The 18,235-nt window shown below is 61.1% G+C and carries 16 protein-coding genes; 6 read left to right on the top strand and 10 right to left on the bottom strand.

Annotated elements, in window-relative coordinates:
- Positions 1-138: 138 nt before the first annotated feature.
- Together pgsA and uvrC are read right to left on the bottom strand one after the other, a co-directional pair.
- Positions 139-714: a CDP-diacylglycerol--glycerol-3-phosphate 3-phosphatidyltransferase gene (pgsA, locus tag CHU94_RS12650; RefSeq protein WP_094480371.1), complete on the bottom strand. Its 576-nt coding sequence runs from the start codon at positions 712-714 to the stop codon at positions 139-141.
- Between the two features lie 18 nt (positions 715-732).
- Positions 733-2,718 carry an excinuclease ABC subunit UvrC gene (gene uvrC / locus CHU94_RS12645; protein WP_094480369.1) on the bottom strand — a complete coding sequence of 662 codons (1,986 nt, stop codon included), beginning with the start codon at positions 2,716-2,718 and terminating at the stop codon, positions 733-735.
- 56 nt (positions 2,719-2,774) lie between these two features.
- Between uvrC and earP the strand changes: the two genes are divergently transcribed.
- The 3 genes from earP to CHU94_RS12630 all read left to right on the top strand — a co-directional run bounded on the left by earP (position 2,775) and on the right by CHU94_RS12630 (position 5,516).
- Positions 2,775-3,902 carry an elongation factor P maturation arginine rhamnosyltransferase EarP gene (gene earP / locus CHU94_RS12640; RefSeq protein ID WP_094480367.1) on the top strand — a complete coding sequence of 376 codons (1,128 nt, stop codon included), beginning with the start codon at positions 2,775-2,777 and terminating at the stop codon, positions 3,900-3,902.
- A 106-nt stretch (positions 3,903-4,008) separates the two neighbouring features.
- On the top strand, positions 4,009-4,563 hold the full coding sequence (efp, locus tag CHU94_RS12635; RefSeq protein ID WP_094480365.1) for an elongation factor P: 555 nt from the start codon (positions 4,009-4,011) through the stop codon (positions 4,561-4,563).
- 83 nt (positions 4,564-4,646) lie between these two features.
- Complete coding sequence (locus CHU94_RS12630) at positions 4,647-5,516, top strand: TIGR00730 family Rossman fold protein (RefSeq protein WP_094480363.1); 870 nt, start codon at positions 4,647-4,649, stop codon at positions 5,514-5,516.
- A gap of 11 nt (positions 5,517-5,527) precedes the next feature.
- Here CHU94_RS12630 and CHU94_RS12625 read toward each other — a convergent pair whose 3' ends face one another.
- The 7 genes from CHU94_RS12625 to CHU94_RS12595 all read right to left on the bottom strand — a co-directional run bounded on the left by CHU94_RS12625 (position 5,528) and on the right by CHU94_RS12595 (position 14,619).
- On the bottom strand, positions 5,528-6,748 hold the full coding sequence (locus CHU94_RS12625; RefSeq protein WP_094480361.1) for an MFS transporter: 1,221 nt from the start codon (positions 6,746-6,748) through the stop codon (positions 5,528-5,530).
- A complete protein-coding gene (gene rmuC, locus CHU94_RS12620; RefSeq protein WP_094480359.1) occupies positions 6,745-8,130 on the bottom strand; it encodes a DNA recombination protein RmuC in 1,386 nt (461 codons plus the stop codon). Before rmuC ends, CHU94_RS12625 begins: the two co-directional genes overlap by 4 nt.
- Before the next feature lie 82 nt (positions 8,131-8,212).
- Complete coding sequence (locus CHU94_RS12615; RefSeq protein ID WP_094480357.1) at positions 8,213-11,128, bottom strand: response regulator; 2,916 nt, start codon at positions 11,126-11,128, stop codon at positions 8,213-8,215.
- Positions 11,125-12,129 carry a D-glycerate dehydrogenase gene (locus CHU94_RS12610; protein WP_255033938.1) on the bottom strand — a complete coding sequence of 335 codons (1,005 nt, stop codon included), beginning with the start codon at positions 12,127-12,129 and terminating at the stop codon, positions 11,125-11,127. The genes CHU94_RS12615 and CHU94_RS12610 overlap by 4 nt, the downstream gene beginning before the upstream one ends.
- Before the next feature lie 41 nt (positions 12,130-12,170).
- Positions 12,171-13,379 carry a nicotinate phosphoribosyltransferase gene (gene pncB, locus CHU94_RS12605; RefSeq protein ID WP_094480355.1) on the bottom strand — a complete coding sequence of 403 codons (1,209 nt, stop codon included), beginning with the start codon at positions 13,377-13,379 and terminating at the stop codon, positions 12,171-12,173.
- A gap of 107 nt (positions 13,380-13,486) precedes the next feature.
- Entirely contained in the window at positions 13,487-14,182 is a 696-nt protein-coding gene (locus CHU94_RS12600; protein ID WP_094480353.1) for a nitroreductase, read from the bottom strand.
- Complete coding sequence (locus tag CHU94_RS12595) at positions 14,179-14,619, bottom strand: thioesterase family protein (protein WP_094480351.1); 441 nt, start codon at positions 14,617-14,619, stop codon at positions 14,179-14,181. The genes CHU94_RS12600 and CHU94_RS12595 overlap by 4 nt, the downstream gene beginning before the upstream one ends.
- 229 nt (positions 14,620-14,848) lie before the next feature.
- Between CHU94_RS12595 and CHU94_RS12590 the strand changes: the two genes are divergently transcribed.
- Positions 14,849-15,391: a phasin family protein gene (locus tag CHU94_RS12590; protein ID WP_094481056.1), complete on the top strand. Its 543-nt coding sequence runs from the start codon at positions 14,849-14,851 to the stop codon at positions 15,389-15,391.
- A gap of 201 nt (positions 15,392-15,592) precedes the next feature.
- Here the strand turns inward: CHU94_RS12590 and CHU94_RS12585 are convergent, their stop codons facing one another.
- A complete protein-coding gene (locus CHU94_RS12585; protein ID WP_255033974.1) occupies positions 15,593-16,387 on the bottom strand; it encodes a patatin-like phospholipase family protein in 795 nt (264 codons plus the stop codon).
- Positions 16,388-16,622: 235 nt separating this feature from the next.
- Between CHU94_RS12585 and CHU94_RS12580 the strand changes: the two genes are divergently transcribed.
- Complete coding sequence (locus CHU94_RS12580; RefSeq protein ID WP_255033937.1) at positions 16,623-17,651, top strand: extracellular solute-binding protein; 1,029 nt, start codon at positions 16,623-16,625, stop codon at positions 17,649-17,651.
- Positions 17,652-17,722: 71 nt separating this feature from the next.
- Positions 17,723-18,211: a DUF1499 domain-containing protein gene (locus tag CHU94_RS12575; protein ID WP_255033936.1), complete on the top strand. Its 489-nt coding sequence runs from the start codon at positions 17,723-17,725 to the stop codon at positions 18,209-18,211.
- Positions 18,212-18,235 lie beyond the last annotated feature (24 nt).

Raw genomic sequence — 18,235 nt, 5'->3', positions numbered from 1 at the left:
CGAATTCTAGACGCAATTCTTTCCAAATTCGGGCACAGCGTGGAAGTTTTTTCTGCGAGGTGACACAAGCTCAAATGCAACAAATTGTAGGTGCCACGCGGGGCGCACCGCTTCGGGGCACTCGATCAAAGCACTGGCTTACTTGGTGCGGGCGCGGATTTCTGGCAGTGCTTTCTGCAGGTAATAAACCATGGACCAGACGGTGAGGACAGCTGCCGCCCAAATAAGCCAGACGCCCCATTGATGCGTATCAATCAGGCCGAACAGCACACCGTCGAACAGCAAAAACGGGATGGCCACCATTTGCACTACGGTCTTAATTTTGCCAATCATGTGCACGGCCACGCTGCGCGATGCACCAATCTGTGCCATCCACTCGCGCAAAGCCGAGATCGCAATCTCACGGCCAATGATGATGAGGGCCACAAACACGTCGGCGCGCTGCAGGTGCACCAGCACCAGAACGCAGGCGCAGACCAAAAATTTGTCCGCCACCGGGTCCAGAAAGGCACCAAACGACGAAGTCTGGTTGAGCTTGCGTGCCAAGTAACCATCCAACCAGTCCGTAGCCGCAAAGACAACAAACATGATGGTCGCCACCAAGTTGCGCTCATACACCGAGGCCATGGATTCAGGCAAATAGAAGACGCCCACAATGAGGGGAATCGCGAAGATTCGCGTCCAGGTCATGAGGGTGGGGATGGTCATAAACATGGCGGGATTGTGGCACGGCTAATGCAGGGCCCGGTAGATTTCATCTGCCAGTTCCTTGGATATGCCATCCACTGTGGCGATGTCCTGCGCGCTGGCCAGCGCCACGCCCCGCACACCACCAAAACGCTGCAGCAGTTTGGCACGGCGCTTGGGGCCTATGCCCGGAATTTCTTCCAGTTTGCCACCGCCCGTGCGCACCTTGGCGCGTGCGGCGCGCATACCGGTAATGGCAAAGCGGTGCGCCTCGTCGCGGATCTGGGCGACCAGCATGAGCGCGGCCGAGTCGGCGCCTAGGTAGACCTTCTCGCGGCCATCGGCAAACACCAGTTCCTCCAGCCCCACCTTGCGGCCCTCGCCCTTCTCCACCCCTACGATGAGGGAGAGGTCCAGCCCCAGGCCCTCAAACACTTCACGCGCCATAGCAACTTGGCCCTTACCGCCGTCCACCAGTACCAAGTCAGGTAGGCGTGCCGTACCACTGGGCGTGGTGCCCAGATGCTTGGCCTCGCGCAGCGCATCGGCCAGCTTGCTGTAACGGCGCGTCAGCACCTGGCGCATGGCGGCGTAATCATCTCCGCCGGTGATGCCATCGATATTGAAGCGACGGTACTCGCTGTTCTGCATCTTGTGGTGCTGGAACACCACACACGAGGCCTGCGTGGCCTCGCCCGCCGTGTGCGAGATGTCGAAGCACTCAATACGCAAGGCGTCCAGATCATCCTGCGCCAGATCGAGTGCATCGGCCAGTGCGCGCGTGCGCGCCTGTTGCGACCCCTCTTCCGCCAGCAGACGTGCCAGCTGCAGCCCGGCATTGGTCTGCGCCATATCCAGCCAGGCACGCCGCTGCTCGCGCGGCTGGTGCACCGCCGTGACCTTGACGCCGGTCTGCTCCGACAGCGCTTGCAGCAGCCCCTTGCCCACAGGCTCGCTCACCACCAAAGCGCCCGGCATGGGCACGTCGATGTAGTGCTGCGACAAAAACGCCTCCAGCACGCGTGCCTCAACCGACTTCTTGGCCTCGCTGTCATCGGCCTCGCCCATGGCCGTGGCGTCCTCCACATGCACAGGGAAATAGGGCCGGTCACCCAAGTGGCGGCCGCCACGCACCATGGCCAGGTTCACACAGGCCTTGCCGCCCTGCACCTTGACGGCCAGGATGTCCACATCGCGGTCCGACACGTTGTCCACCGACTGTTGGTGCAGGACATTGGAGAGCGCCGCGACCTGATTGCGCAGCTCGGCGGCCTGCTCGAATTCCAGCTTCTCGGCGTGCGCCATCATGCGCGCCTCCAGGCCGCGCATGACGTCCTGGGCCTCACCGCGCAAGAAGCGCTCAGCATTCGCGACGTCCTGCGCATAGTCCAGCGGGCTGATGTGGCCCACGCAGGGCGCGGAGCAGCGTTTGATCTGGTACAGCAGGCAAGGCCGCGTGCGGTTGCTGAATACGGGGTCTTCGCAGGTGCGCAGGCGGAACACCTTTTGCATCAGCAAAATGGCCTCTTTCACCGCCCAGGCACTGGGATAGGGGCCGAAGTAGCGGTGCTTCTTTTCCACGCCGCCGCGGTAGTAGGACACGCGGGCGAACTCCACCGGTTGTGGCGGCCGGGCCTTGGCACCAGGCTCGGCAGGCGCCAGATTTTTTGGCACCAGGGGCGTGCCAGTCATCTTGAGATAGGGGTAGCTCTTGTCGTCCCGAAACAGGATGTTGTACTTCGGGTTCAGTGTCTTGATGAGGTTGTTTTCCAACAACAAGGCCTCAGCCTCGGAGCGCACCACCGTGGTCTCCATGCGGACAATCTTGCTCACCATGTGGCCGATGCGCGTGCCGCCATGGTCCTTCTGAAAATAGCTGCTGACGCGCTTCTTCAGGCTGATGGCCTTGCCCACGTAGAGCAGCTGGTTGTCCGCATCAAAGTAGCGGTACACGCCGGGCAATGACGGCAGGGCCGCCACGTCGCGCAGCAGCGCTTCCGAATGGGTTTCAGCGGGTTGGTCTTCAGACATGGGACGCTATTGTGCTTGCTCCCAGCGCCTTCATCCGAGCATGGACAATAGCCGCCATGCAATGGGATATTTTCTGCAGAGTCATCGACAACTTTGGCGATATTGGCGTGTGTTGGCGCCTGGCTGCCGACCTGGGACGGCGCGGTCACTCCGTTCGCCTGTGGGTGGATGACGCCAGCGCCTTGGCCTGGATGGCGCCTGGCGCCCTAGAGGGGCGCTGGCCTGGCGTGCAAGTGCGGAAATGGGCCGATGCGCAGAACCCCGCATTGTTGCAAACCCTGCCACCTGCCGACGTATGGGTGGAAGGATTTGGCTGCGAGATTGCTATTGAATTCATAGCTGCTCACGCAGCAAATACGGAAACCACAGGCCAAAACAACTCAAAAATACCAGTCTGGATTAACCTGGAGTATCTTTCGGCGGAGCCCTACGTCGAGCGCTGCCACGCCCTGCCCTCGCCCGTAATGCAGGGCCCGGCGCGGGGCTGGACCAAACATTTCTACTACCCCGGCTTCACCCCACGCACCGGCGGGCTGCTGCGCGAAGCAGACACACTCGCTCGCCAAGCAACGTTTGACGCCACCGCCCGCGCGACCTGGCTGGTAAATCACGGTATTGCCTGGCAGGGCCAGCGCCTTATCTCTCTGTTTTGTTACGAGCCGGCAGCACTGCCAACACTGCTGCAAGGATTCGCGGCAAGTGCAACGCCCTCGCTGCTGCTGATCACTCCTGGCCGCGCACAGCGCGCGGTGCAGGCAGCATTGGCACCGCTGGGTATGCCAGCAACCGGCACTGGCACACTCAGCCTGCATACATTGCCCCCACTGACTCAGACCGCGTTTGACGAACTGCTCTGGGCCTGCGACCTGAACCTAGTGCGCGGCGAAGATTCGCTGGTGCGCGCCATCTGGGCCGGCAAACCCTGGCTCTGGCACATCTATCCGCAAGACGATGGCGCCCACGCCGACAAGCTCCATGCCCTGCTGGACCAGATGCAGGCACCCGCCTCCTTGCGTGCGGCGCATGTGGCCTGGAATGGCTTGCCAAGCACGGACCTAGCGCTGCCATGGGGTGATTTGCCGCTGGCCGAGTGGTCGCAAACGGCGCGGCGGTGGCGCCACACTCTGCTGCAAATGAACGACCTGGCAACCCAACTCATCGGGTTCGTGCAGAAAAAACGATAAAATCCAAGGCTTTGCTGAATTTGCCGCCTGAGTTTTGGGGCAAGTCATGCCCCGCCGCAAACAGCGGCCTACAGTCGCCTCCGGCGACATTCGTTCCTGCAACCCTATGAAAATCGCTCAAGAAATCCGCGCCGGCAACGTGATCATGCACGGCAAAGACCCCATGGTCGTCCTGAAAACCGAATACGCCCGTGGCGGCCGCAATGCTGCCACCGTGCGCATGAAGCTCAAGAGCCTGATTGCCAACTTCGGTACCGAAGTGGTGTTCAAGGCCGACGACAAGATGGACCAGATCATTCTGGACAAGAAGGACTGCACCTACTCCTACTTTGCCGATCCCTTGTACGTCTGGATGGACGCAGACTACAACCAGTACGAAGTTGAATCCGAAAACATGGGCGACGCTCTGAACTACCTGGAAGACGGCATGACCGCTGAAGTGGTGTTCTACGAAGGCAAGGCCATTTCCGTCGAACTGCCTACCAGCGTGGTGCGTGAAATCACTTGGACCGAACCCGCTGTGAAGGGTGACACCTCCGGCAAGGTGCTGAAGCCTGCCAAGATTGCCACCGGCTTCGAAATCGGTGTGCCAATTTTTGTGGCGCAGAACGACAAGGTCGAAATCGACACCCGCACCGGCGAATACCGCAAGCGCGTCTAAGTCTTTCACCGGCTAAAAAGGGCTCCTTCGGGAGCCTTTTTTTGTTGGGCTGCGCTCCGCCGAAATGAGGTGACAATGCGCCCATGGAAAACACGCAAAACCTCAACGAAGCCCGCCTGGCCAACGCCTGGGCCGACCTGCAAGCCCATGCTGATATGGGCAATATGCTGGAAGCCGACGCCTACCGCCTGGCCTTTGCCGACCCCGAGTTCCTGCTGCGTCGCGAAACCCGCGGCCTGCGCATCCAGCTGGAAATGCTCAAGCCGGATCTGGACCAAGCGGCCCAAGGGGTGGAGAACACTGTGGTGGTGTTTGGCAGCGCCCGCTTCCCCTCGCCTGAAGATGCCAATGCCGCACTCAAGGCCGCCAAAACCAGTGGTGACGCCAAGGCACTGGCACTGGCCGAGCGCCATGTGCGCAATGCCAAGCACTACGACAACGCCCGCCTGTTTGCCCGCTTGGTGGCCGGCTACAGCGCGCGCAAACCGCTGAAAGACCGCCTGTTCATTTGCACCGGGGGTGGCCCCGGCATCATGGAGGCGGCCAACCGCGGTGCATTTGAGATGGGCGCCCCCACACCGGGCCTGAACATCGCCCTGCCCCACGAGCAACGGGCCAATCCTTATGTCACGCCGTCGCTGAGCTTCAAGTTCCACTACTTTGCCACCCGCAAGATGCACTTCATGATGCGCGCCAAGGCGCTGGTGGCTTTTCCTGGCGGCTTTGGCACGCTGGACGAGCTGTTTGAAGTCATCACCCTGGTGCAGACGCGCAAGGCCAAGCCGGTGCCCATCGTGTTGTTTGGAACGGACTACTGGAAACGCCTGATCAACATGGACGTGCTGGTAGAGGAAGGCGCAATTTCACCGGAAGACCTGGACCTGCTGCGCTATACCGACGACCCGCAGGAAGCTTGGGACACCATCCGCACCTTCTACAACCTGCCCTTGTAAGCCCGCAGCCACTACGGCAGAGACCGGGGCTGCAAGCCCCAGGCCATGCGGGCGCCCATGCCCACCATGGCGCCCACGGTCCAGAACACCACGGACACGCCCACCACCACGCCGGCAGTGCCAAACAGCAAGGGCATCAGCACGCTAGAGAGGTTGATACTCATGAGCCGCAACGCAATCGCCTGGCCATGCAATGCGTGTGGCGTGATCTGGTGCAAGGTGCTCATGAGCATGGGTTGCACTGTGCCCAAAGCCAAGCCCAGCAACACCGAACACAGGCCCATCGACCAAGCGCCCGGCATAAAGGGATAGACCGCAAACAAGACGGCAGTGGCCACCATGGCCCCTGTCACCACCGCCCATTCGCGCAGATGGGCTGCCAAAAGAGGCATCAGCAGCCGCACCGACGCCGCAGCCACCGCAAAGCCCCCCAAGATGGTACCGATCACCGAGGCACTGAAGCCCCGCTCATGGCCCAAAACGGGCACGACAAACGTGTGGACGTCCCAACAACTCGACAACAACCAGTTCACCAGCAACAGCCGGCGCATCAGGGGTTCGCGCAGCAATGGCCACACGCTGGGCGGTGCTGCGCCCGCATCTCCAGGCGCGGCGGGCATATCCGCTACACCCCGTACACACAGCCAGGCCAGCGCGGGCGCCAAAGCAGTGAGCGCGAAGGCGACAAGGAAACCGTTGGCATCCGCCGCTCGCCCCCCCAGCCACACCCCGGCGTGGTCGATCAGCAGCCCCACACACACCGGCCCTAGAAAATTGGATACCGCCGGGCCAATCGACAGCCAGCTAAAGACGCGCCGCAGCTCTTGTGCGCCATGGGCGGCACGCCCGACATGGCGCTGTAGCGCGATCGATGCAGCACCCGTCGCAGCGCCCATGAGCAATGCGCTGAAACACAGTGTGGCAAAGGACGGAAGCACTGCCGCCAGCCCGCCTCCCAGCATGGAGGCGATGATCCCCAGCGCGACGGGCCGCAGCAGGCCGTGCTGGTCGGCATAACGCCCCGCAGGCAAAGCCAAGAACACTTGGCTCAGTGAAAACAAAGCCAGCAGAAAACCAACCGCCAAAGGACCATACCCTTGCTGCAAGGCCCACAGCGGCGCCGCCATTCGCATGCCCGCCATGCTGGCGTGCAGGCAAACTTGGCCGGCAACCAAGCGCAACAGACCCAAAAGGCTGCTGTTGGTGTGGCCCTGCGCAGCAGCGTCACTCATGCCGCGCCACTGTCCGCATCGCGGTCAAAGTCGCGGTCCGCCGGAATCAGGGCCTGGGCCTGCGTGTCGGGTAGCGCGTCCACCTTCTTCAGTGCACGGCCCATGGCACGGCTGCGCACCTCGGCGCTGTCCAGGGTCTTGAGCACTGTCTCGGTCTGCGACTTGACCTTGGCCAGCACGTCGCCAAACTTGCCAAACTCGGTCTTGACGGCACCCAACACTTGCCACACCTCGCTGGAACGCTTCTCCAGTGCCAACGTGCGAAAGCCCATTTGCAAGGAACTAAGCATGGCCAAGAGCGTGGTGGGCCCGGCCAGCGTGATGCGGTGCTCGCGCTGCAGGGCCTCCATCAGCCCAGGGCGGCGCAGCACCTCGGCGTACAAGCCTTCGGTGGGTAGGAAGAGGATGGCGAAATCGGTGGTGTACGGGGGCTCCACGTATTTCTCGGCAATCGACTTGGCCTCAAGTCGGATACGCATCTCCAGCGCCTTGCCTGCAGCCTCGGTCGCCAGCACATCGGCACGGCCCTGGGCGTCGAGCAGGCGCTCGTAGTCTTCGTTGGGGAACTTGGCATCGATGGGCAGCCACAGCGGCGCACCGTCGTCGGATTTACCAGGCAGCTTGATGGCAAAGTCCACCACGTTCTTGCTGCCGGGGCGCGTGGCCACCTGGGTGGCGTATTGGTCGGGCACAAACACCTGCTCCAGCAGGCTGGCCAGCTGGGCCTCGCCAAACATGCCGCGCGTCTTGACGTTGGTCAGCAGGTGCTTCAGGTCGCCCACGCCTTGCGCCAGCGTCTGCATTTCGCCGAGACCCTTGTGCACCTGCTCCAGCCGCTCGGCCACCTGCTTGAAGCTCTCGCCCAGGCGGGCTTGCAGCGTGGTCTGCAGCTTCTCGTCCACGGTGGCACGCATCTCGTCGAGCTTGGCGGCGTTGGTGGTTTGCAGCTGGGCCAGTTGCTTCTCCAGCGTTTCGCGCACTTCGCTCATGCGCCGGGCGTTGGATTCGCTCAATCCCGAGAGCTGGTTGGTCAGCGTATCCGACAGCGTTTTTTGCAGCAAGGCCAGCTGCTGGCCAAAGGCGTCGATCTGGGTGTTCTGCGTGCGCGTGGCCTCGGCGCTCTGCTGCACCAGGCTTTGCTGAAACGTGGCCAGGTTTTGCGCCAACTCCTGGCGCCCCCCACGGGCAGATTCGGTGACCTCGCGGCGCAGTTCGCGTTCCAGCCGCTCACTGCTGGTCTTGACCAAGGCCAGCAGCTCTTGGCGCTGCATCTCTTGCAGGGGGCTGGGGGGTATTGAACCAGGGCGCCGCACCAGCAGAAGCACCAATACCACGAACTGCACCACCGCCAGGCCTAGCAGCAACCAATCAAACCCTTGCATTGCCACGCCCACCCAAATAGTAATAAAAACGCACTCCCGCCCTCTTGGAATGTGCGCAAACAGCTCCTGAATTCATAGCAGACTATCGACCACGCAGCATCGGTTCTACCGCGGTAAATGCCTGCTGGATAGCCGGCACCAAGGCCAACGCCTCGTCGGCCTTGCCTTGGCGCGCTTGGGTTTCCAAATCCTGGCACAAGGCCCCCAGTTGCATGGCGCCCACTGTGTGGGCCGAGGACTTGAGCCGGTGCCCCACGGCAGCCAGTCCCTTGAGATCCTGCGCGCCCCGCAGCACGTCCAACTCGCCCATCTGGGCCGAAGTGGTCGTGACAAAGCGGTCCAACAAGCGGCGGTGCATGGTTGGGTCATCGCCCACCATGCGGCTTAGCGCCTGGCTATCCCATTGCGGTGGCGCGGCCTGCGCACCGTTATCGCGCGGCAGCCATTTGGCCAGCATGGCGCCTAGCTCGCTCAGACGCAGAGGCTTGGTCAGGTAGTCGTCCATGCCGCGCTCTAGGCAGTGCTGCAGTTCACCATCCATGGCATTGGCCGTTACCGCCACGATGGGCATGTGCTCCTGCGGACCTTCGGCCTGGCGGATCGCCTCCGTCAGCGCAAAGCCGTCCATGTGCGGCATGTGGCAGTCGGTCAGCATCAGGCCGTAGCGGCCATCGCGCCACATCGCAAGTGCCGTGGCACCATCCGCAGCAGTTTCGGCGGCGTACCCGAGGATACGCAGTTGCTCCTGCATGACCTCGCGGTTGGTTTCGTTGTCCTCCACCAACAGGATCAGCCGGCCCTCTGCACGTGCGGCCTCCACCGACAAAGGTAAGGGGCTGAGCGCAGGCGCCGGAGCAGGCGGCGGCACTACAGCCGGTACCGACAAGCGTCCACAAGCCAAGGCTATGCCACGCAGCAACTCTTGCAGCAGCAGCGGCCGGGCACATACCGTGACCGAGCGGCCCGGCAGGCTGCTCTGGTTTTGCCGAACCAAGCGCACCACGCCACGGCCTGCCTGCGCCTGGGCCCAGTGATCCACCGATTCATCCCAGGCGGCGTCCACATCCAACAGCAATACCGCTTGGCCTTGGGCCGCCGCCATCCAGGTGCCTGACTGGTCCAGGGTGTGCACGGTTTGCACCTGGGCACCGGCGAGGCGCAGGTGGCCTGGCAGGTTTTGGGCACAGTCCGGGTCATCGGTCACCAGCAGCACCTGCGTGTCGTCCAGACGAACACCGGGCGCCACCTCGCCGCCTACGGTGGCCACCTGCAGTGGCAGCAGCACGGTGAAGATGGAGCCCTCGCCCAGGGTGCTGTGCACCAGGATGCGGCCATGCATCATTTCCACCAAGCGGCGGCTGATGGTCAGGCCCAGGCCCGTGCCACCAAACTGGCGCGCCGTGCTCACGTCGGCCTGGGCAAAGGCTTCGAACAGGCGCTCCACCAGCTCAGGGGCCATTCCAATGCCGTTGTCCATCACGCTCAGCTCCAGCATGGGCACGCCCTGCGTCTGCTGTGCGGCACGCACGTACAGACGCACATTGCCGCGCCGCTCGGCCCGGCCTAGGGTGAACTTCAGGGCATTGCCGACCAGGTTATAGAGCACTTGGCGAAGGCGGGTCGGATCCACCCAGACCCAGGCGGGCAGATCAGGATCAACCAGCACCGAAAGATCGATGTCCTTGCCTGCCGAAATGGTGACCATGAGCTGGCCAACCCCTTCAGCCAGCTCGCGCAGGTGGGTGGGCATGGCCTCCACTTCCAGCTTGTCGGCCTCGATCTTGGAGAAGTCGAGGATGTCGTTGAGGATCTGCAGCAGCGCGATCGACGAGTCGTGGATGGTGCCCACCATGCGGCGCTGCTCGCGCGTGAGTTCGGTGGCACGCAGCAGGTCCACCATGCCCACTACGCCGTTCATGGGCGTGCGGATCTCGTGGCTCATATTCGCCAAGAACTGCGACTTGGCCTGGCTGGCGGCTAGGGCCGACTGCTCTGCCTGGCGGCGCTGGGTGATGTCGGTGCTCACCGTGATGTACTCGCGTGGTGTGCCATCGGTGTGCATGAAGGCGGCGATGGTGGTGTCCAGCCAGTACAGGGTGCCGTCCTTGGCGCGGTTGCACAACTCCGAGCGCCAGACCTTGCCCTGCGCCACGGTGTGCAGCAGGTCGGCGTAGAAACGCTCGTCGTGCTGGGCGGAGTCCATCATGCGGTAGCTCTTGCCCAAAAACTCTTGCGGCGCGTACCCACTGATTTCCACAAAACGCTGGTTGCCATAGGTCAGATGGCCGCCCAGATCCATGATGGTGACGATGGCGTGCTGGTCGATCACATACCGCTGGCGCTCCAGCTCAGACAAAGCCTTGAGCACACGCGCATTGCTGGCATCACGCTCGTCCAGCAGCATCTTTTGCGCCGCGTTGATGCGCTGGGAAGCATCCAACAGGTGGCGCTTGATCAGCACGGCCATGCGGTAAGCGACTACAAACCCGGTGGTGAGGATGGCCCACTGGGCTGCAGGGACCGTGGGTGCCACAGGCAGCAAGCGCCCCGTCACCTGCGCCCAGGTAATACCCGCGCTGGCAGCCACCGAGAGCAAGAGCAGGACCAGCCCCGCACGCTCCCCCAAAATCACCACGCAGTAAATCAGCGGGATGCCCGCCAGGGCTGCCTGCGCAATGCTGACAGAGCCAAAGCGCAACATGCTGGAGTACACCCCCACAAACAGCAGCACCAGCACCACTGCCGAACTGGAGCGCACCCAGCCCCGGATGAGGAACACCTGCACCAGTGCGGCCAGACACACGAGCAACACCATGTTGCGCATATTCAAGCCATCGGTGAAGAGGCCCAGTGCATAGGCCACCACAATCACCAAGCCGCACACCACAAAAATGCTGGCGTTAAAACCGCGGGCAACCGCGCCTATGCCTGCCATGCCATCCGCAGAAGAGGCGCCGCCCGCGCCGATGTCGGCGTCGGTCTGCGGCCACCACTTCATGCGCGTCGGGCCACGGGCCGTGGCGTATTGATGGGGGTACGTACCGTGCCGCAGGCAAAGAAGTCGACCAGGTTGTCGGCTGCCAGCTGCGCCATGGCACGGCGCGTGCGCAGCGTGGCGCTGGCGATGTGCGGCGTGAGCACCACGTTGGGCACGGTCAGCAAATCCGGGTGGACCTGCGGCTCGCCCTCAAACACGTCCAGGCCCGCTGCCGCAATACGCCGCTCGCGCAGTGCCTGCGCCAATGCCGCGTCATCCACCACGCCGCCCCGGGCAATGTTGACCAGGGTCGCCGTGGGCTGCATCAGGGCCAGTTCTGCCGCCCCAATGGTGTGGTGCGACGCAGCCGAATACGGCACCACCAGCACCACGTGGTCGGCTGTCCGCAGCAGGGTCTCCTTGTCCACATAACGGGCACCACACGTGGCCTCGGTGGCCGCGTCCAGGCGGCTGCGGTTGTGGTAGATCACCTGCATGCCGAAGCCCAAGGCACCGCGCCGCGCAATGGCTTGGCCAATGCGCCCCATGCCGATGATGCCCAGCGTGGCGCCATGGACGTCAGAACCACAAAACATGTCATAGCGCCAGCGCTTCCATTGGCCTGCACGCAAGTAGTGTTCGCTCTCGGTCACGCGCCGGGCCGTGGCCATCAGCAGGGCAAAGCCGAAATCAGCGGTGGTTTCGGTCAGCACGTCGGGGGCATTGGTACCCTGCACGCCGGCCGCCGTCATGGCGTCCACGTCAAAGTTGTTGAAGCCCACCGCCATGTTGGCGCAGATGCGCAAGCGCGGGCAAGCAGCCAGCAATTCAGCACTGATGCGCACGCTGCCCGTGGTCAGCGCGCCGTCCTTGTCCAGCAGGCGCTGGGCCAGTTCCTCGGGCCCCCAGTCGACGTCAGCTTGGTTGGACTCCACATCGAAGTGCTGGGACAGGGCATCCAGCACCTCTGGAAAAATGGCTCGGGCCACAAGGATGCGGGGCTTGGCGGCGGACATGGACATGCGATTCCCTGGAAAAAGGCGCTGGACGGTGCAGCTGGCGATCAGGCGGGCGATGTGATTTGGAAGACCTGGCGCAGGTAGGCCAAGTATTTCTCGTCATCGCACATATTCTTGGAAGGAGTATCCGACAACTTGGCCACCGGTTGGCCGTTGCAGCGCACCATCTTGATGACGATTTGCAAGGGCTCGTAACCCAGATCGTTGGTGAGATTGGTGCCGATGCCAAAGGCCAGCAGGCAACGCCCACGGAACTGCTGGTACAGCGCAATGGTGCGCGGCACAGTCAGGCCATCGCTAAAGATCAGGGTTTTGGTGCGCGGGTTCACACGGTTGCGCTGGTAATGCTCCAGCATGCGCTCGCCCCAAGTGAAGGGGTCGCCACTGTCGTGGCGGGCACCATCGAACAGCTTGCAGAAGTACATGTCGAAATCGCGCAAGAAGGCGTTCATGCCGTAGACGTCGCTGAGCGCAATGCCCAGATCACCCCGGTATTCACGCGCCCACGACTCGAAGGCAAAAATTTGGCTGTCGCGCAGCCGTGGCCCCAATGCCTGCGAGGCCTGCAGATACTCGTGCGCCATGGTGCCCAACGGCAACAGGCCCATGCGCATGGCCTGCAGCACATTGCTAGTGCCAGCCAGCTGCCCCGGGGCAGCACCGGTCTGCCCCGGGCTGCGCACCGTACCCAGCTTGGCCGCCAGCACGCGCAGCACCTCCTCGTGCCAGGCGCGCGAGAACCGGCGCCGCGTGCCGTAGTCGGCAATCTTCAAATCCCCCAGCCCCGCTTCCCGCAGCTCGGCAATCTTGATGTCCAGTCGTCGTCGGCCTTCGTCCAGATCTGGCTTGGGCTGGGTGTTGCGGAAGTAGACCTCGTTGACGATGGCCAGCACCGGGATCTCAAAGAGGATGGTGTGCAGCCACGGCCCTTCGATCACGATCTCCAGTTCACCCGTAGGTAGCGCAGTGACGGTGATGTACTTTTCGTTGAGCTTGAAGAGGCCCAGAAAGTCCACGAAGTCACTCTTGATGAAACGCAGCGAACGCAGGTAGGCCAGTTCGTCGTCCTGAAAACGCAGGTTGCACAAAGCGCGAATTTCCTGCCGGATCTCGTCCGCATGGACCGCTAGGTTTACCCCGGGGTTGCGGCATTTGAAACGGTACTCCACCTGCGCGCCCGGAAACTGGTGCAAGACCACCTGCATCATGGTGAACTTGTACAGGTCGGTATCCAGAAGGCTGGCAATGATCATGGTGTCACAGGTGACGCCGCGCAGGCGCCTTGTTTTGCTATTTTATTAATAGCTGCTTACGCAGCATCCCCAGGGGCTAGAGCCCAATTTCTTATAAATATTCGGCCTTATTCAAGCCAGTGGGTGAATTCCGCCACCGGCACGCGCGGTGTGTGGTAGCCATTCACGGGCGCTTGCGCATCCGCGTAGCCCAGTGCCATGCCGCACACCAGCATCTCACCCTCCCCGGCTCCGATATGCGGCAGGATCACCTTGGCAAAGCCGTTCCAGGCCGCCTGCGGGCAGGTATGCAAGCCCCGGCCCCGTGCGGCCACCATGATGTTCTGCAAGAATGCACCGTAGTCCACCAGCGAGCCACGCCCCATAACCTTGTCCACGGTGAACATCAGGCCCACCGGCGCGTCAAAAAAGCGGAAGTTGCGCTGGTGCTGGGCATGCATCTTGTCCTTGTCTGCCTTGCCTATGCCCAGCAGGCCGTACAGGCCCCAGCCGTTCTCGCGGCGGCGGTCGATATAGGGGCTGACCCACTGGGCTGGGTAGTAGTCATAAGCTTCCTGGTAGTCGGCTGCCAGCGCCGGGTTGGCACGGATGGCGTCGTGGACAGCACACACTTTGTCCACCAAAGCACTGCGGCTGTCGCCCTGCAGCACATAGACCTTCCAGGGCTGGCAGTTGGTGCCACTGGGCGCGCGGCTGGCCACCTGGAGGATCGCTTCAATATCAGTGCGCGCCACCGGCTGCCCGGTAAAAGCCCGCACCGACATGCGGGAGGCAATGGCGTCGTCCACCACGGAAGCGTTCATACGAGGGTCTCCAATACGTGTTTAAGGGCCGGCGGCAGCGCCACTGGTTTGCGGGTGATCTGGTCGACATAGACATGTACAAAATGTCCCTTGGCGGCAGTGAGCTCGCCCTCGCCAAAGATACCTACCTCGTAACGCACGCTCGATGTACCCAGCTTGGCAACGCGGATGCCGGCTTGCACCGACTGCGGGAAAGCCAGCGAGGCAAAGTAGTTGCATTGCGTCTCCACCACTAGGCCGATGGTGCTGCCCCCTTGGATGTCCAACACTCCCTGTTCAATCAGGTAGGCGTTCACTGCGGTATCGAACCAGCTGTAGTAGACGACGTTGTTCACGTGGCCATAAACATCGTTGTCGGACCAACGGGTGGAGATGGGGCGAAACACCTTGTAGGCGCTGCGCGGTTCGGCATGGGGTTTGGCGGGTGCGTGGTCCATGGGTCCATTCTGCCAGCGCGGCGCGCGCTAGTTGCCCAAGGCGACAAGGGCGTGAAAAAGTGCCGAACTAGGCCTTTGCATCTAAATTGTTGCACTGCAACAAAAAATGCTTGCATTGCAGTGCAGCATCGCTACAATTCAACCCATGCTGCACTGCAACATGAACAGAGCCTAGGGGCCAAGTTACGGAGCAGATAGTGATTTTCACCTTAACTACTGGAGAATGAACATGCTGACCGTTGAACAAGTAATCGCTTCCCACAAAGCCAACATCGAAACCCTGTTTGGCCTGACCAACAAGGCTTTCGAAGGCGTGGAAAAGATCGTCGAACTGAACCTGACTGCTTCCAAGGCAGCCCTGTCCGAAGTTGCTGGCCACACCCAATCCATCCTGAGCGTGAAAGACGCCCAAGAATTGCTGGCCCTGCAATCCAGTCTGCTGCAGCCCTTGGCTGAAAAGACCGCAGCTTACAGCCGCCACCTGTACGACATCGCTTCCGGCGCCAGCGCCGAGCTGACCAAGACCGTGGAAGGCCAAGCCGCTGACGCCCAGAAGAAATTTGCCGGACTGGTCGACAGCGCAGCCAAGAACGCTCCCGCTGGCTCCGAAGCCGCTGTGGCCATCCTAAAGAGCTCGGTCGCTGCCGCTAACAACGCGCTGGAATCCGTGCAAAAGGCTGTGAAGCAAGCGACCGACGTGGCCGAAGCCAACTTCAACGCTGTGGCCGCTACTGCGACCAACGCCACCAAGGCTGCTGCCAAAAAGCGTTAATTCAGGTACAGGCTCTAAGTTTTTTTAACTATTTGAGCCTTTTCCCTAGCGACCAAGGGAAAACCCTGAGATAATTTAGTCATCGGAAACAAGGTTTGTTTCCATCGGTTGTCTCCTCGGGTCCTTTCGAAACCTTCAGGTTCAGGGATCCCTTCAAGGCCTCGTTGCAAAACGAGGCCTTTTTTTTGGCATCCCCCTGCCTTAGCGCATGCGTTCCGCCAAGGCAGCCTTCAACTCTGGAATCACCCGCAACATGGCTTGGCGACCCGCTTCAATGGAGCGCTTGCGGGCGCTGAAATCCGAACTGGCGATACCCTGCAAGGCCGGACGCACCACCACATCGGCATCACGCAACTCAAAAGTGTTAATGCTTTTACCCATGATGGAGAAGGTCTGCAGCAGGATTTCCAGCGTTCCACCTGTCAGACTCCCTTCGGGTGGGCTGGAAATATCAACCGCGATTACAAAGTCTGCACCCATCTTGCGCGCAGCGCCAACTGGTACTGGCGAGACCAGTCCACCATCTACATATTCACGCCCCGAGATCTTGACGGGCTGGAACACGGCTGGTACAGCACTGGAGGCGCGCACTGCGGTGCCGGTATCGCCCCGTTGGAAAATCACATCTTTGCCCGTATTCAAGTCGGTCGCAATGATGCCCAGAGGCAATGGCATGTCTTCGATGCGGCGAGCCCCCACCTGGGTATTGACGTAACGCGCCAACGCCTCACCCCGCAGCATGCCGCGGCTGAAGATGGGCAAAGTCCAGTCCGCAATCGCAGCCTCTTCCATGTTTTCGGCTACCCGCTGAAGTTGCACGCCGGTCTTGCCACTGGCATAAATGGCGGCCACCAAACTGCCCGCCGAAGTGCCCGTGACCAGTGTCGGCCGGATACCGTTTTCCTCCAAGACCTGAATCACACCGACATGCGCAAATCCACGCGCGGCCCCCCCACCCAGTGCCAAGCCAATCTTCGGCGGTGGTTTGACCACCATAGGTGGCACCACGGGTACTGCAGGAACGACATCCACAACACGAGGCTCCCCCACAGGTGCAGTGGCGCACCCAACCAATACCAACACCAAACTGGCAACACCACACATTGCCCAGCTTCGACCCAACCATCCATTGCTTTGCATCAATTAACCTTATCAAATCAAGAATTATTCTCGTTTACATTACTATTCTGTTTCCAACAACTCGCTACTGCACACGATGAAAATCTCACGTATGACTCTTGCCACATTGATGGCCCTCAGTGCAACCGGTGCCATGGCACAGGAGCAAACGCTGAACATTTACTCTGCTCGCCATTACCCGACCGATGAGGCGCTGTACACCAACTTCACAAAAGCTACCGGGATCAAGCTGAACCGGGTGGATGCAGACGATGCAGGCATTCTGGCGCGCCTGAAGGCAGAAGGCACGGCATCACCAGCAGACATTATCTTGCTGGTCGATGCCAGCCGCCTATGGCGCGGTGAGGTCGATGGCCTGTTTCAGCCCGTCAAGTCCAAGCTACTGGAAGAAGCCATCCCCGCCCAATTGCGTGGCAAAGCAGCCAGTGACGGTGGCACCCCCTGGTATGGCTTCTCTACACGCGCCCGTGTGATTGTCTACGACAAGGTCAAGGTCAAAAAAGACGATGTGGACACCTACGAGGAGTTGGGAGACCCCAAAAACAAGGGCAAGTTGTGCATTCGCTCCGGCTCCCATCCCTACAACCTTTCCCTGTTTGGCTCGGTGACCGAACATTTGGGGGATGCCGCCGCGGAGCAATGGCTCAAAGGCATGGTCGACAACATGGCTCGTGCGCCCAAAGGCGGAGACACCGACCAAATCAAGGCTGTCGCGAGTGGCGAGTGTGGAATTGCGGTCACCAACTCCTATTACCTGGCACGCCTGATGCGCTCAGAAGCGCCTGCCGACAAGGCAGTGGTGGAGCGTGTGGGTGTCGTGTTCCCCAACCAATCTTCGTGGGGCACCCACATGAACATTGCTGGCGGCGCAGTGGCCAAGAATTCCAAAAATGTGGCTAATGCCGTCAAGTTTCTGGAGTATCTGGCCAGCCCCTCGGCCCAAGAACACTTCGCCAACGGCAACAACGAATGGCCCACCGCAAAAGGTGTGAAATCGAGCAATCCGGCACTTCAAGCCATGGGTGGCGGCTCATTCAAGAGTGAAACCATTCCTATCAGCGTGGTAGGTATGAACCAGGTCAAAGTTCAGCAAATGTTGGACCGCGTGGGCTTCAAGTAAGCTTCAGGGGTTGCGTGTTTGGATGCCGTGAGCAGGCAACCCCCAATGCCTTAGCTTGAAGGAGTGTCACCGTGAAAGTCATATGGTTTGTATCTTTGCTGCTGTTGGTGATTGCTGCGGTACTGCTCTTGGTTGGCCAACTTGGCATGCTCAAGGGGACAGCCCCCACTGACTTGGGTGTCAAAGAAGGACGCTTGAAACCGCCCGCCCGAACGCCCAATAGCGTCAGTAGCCAAGCCAACCTGTACCCAGACCACCCACAAAACAACTACGCAGCCATTCCTCCACTGGCCTACCAAGGCGACAGCAAAGCTGCCATGGCTCGGCTTTTGAGTGTGGTGCAAGCCCAGCCGGGTACGGTAATCGTGTCGCAGACAGACACTTATATCTATGCCCAAAGCACCACTCGCTTGCTTCGATTCACGGATGACGTCGAATTTTGGCTGGACTTATCCAAGCAGACGATCCATGTGCGCTCCGCCAGCCGAATTGGGCGCAAGGATTTTGGCGTGAATCGCCAGCGAGTAGAAACCATACGCGCACAGTTCAACAGCAACTGATTTGCGATTTCGAATAAAAAAAGG

This window comes from Rhodoferax sp. TH121 (assembly GCF_002251855.1).
In the GTDB taxonomy this organism is placed as follows: Bacteria; Pseudomonadota; Gammaproteobacteria; order Burkholderiales; family Burkholderiaceae_C; genus Allorhodoferax.
Note: the sequence above shows the minus strand (reverse complement) of the source record. Positions and strands in the feature narration are given on the sequence as shown.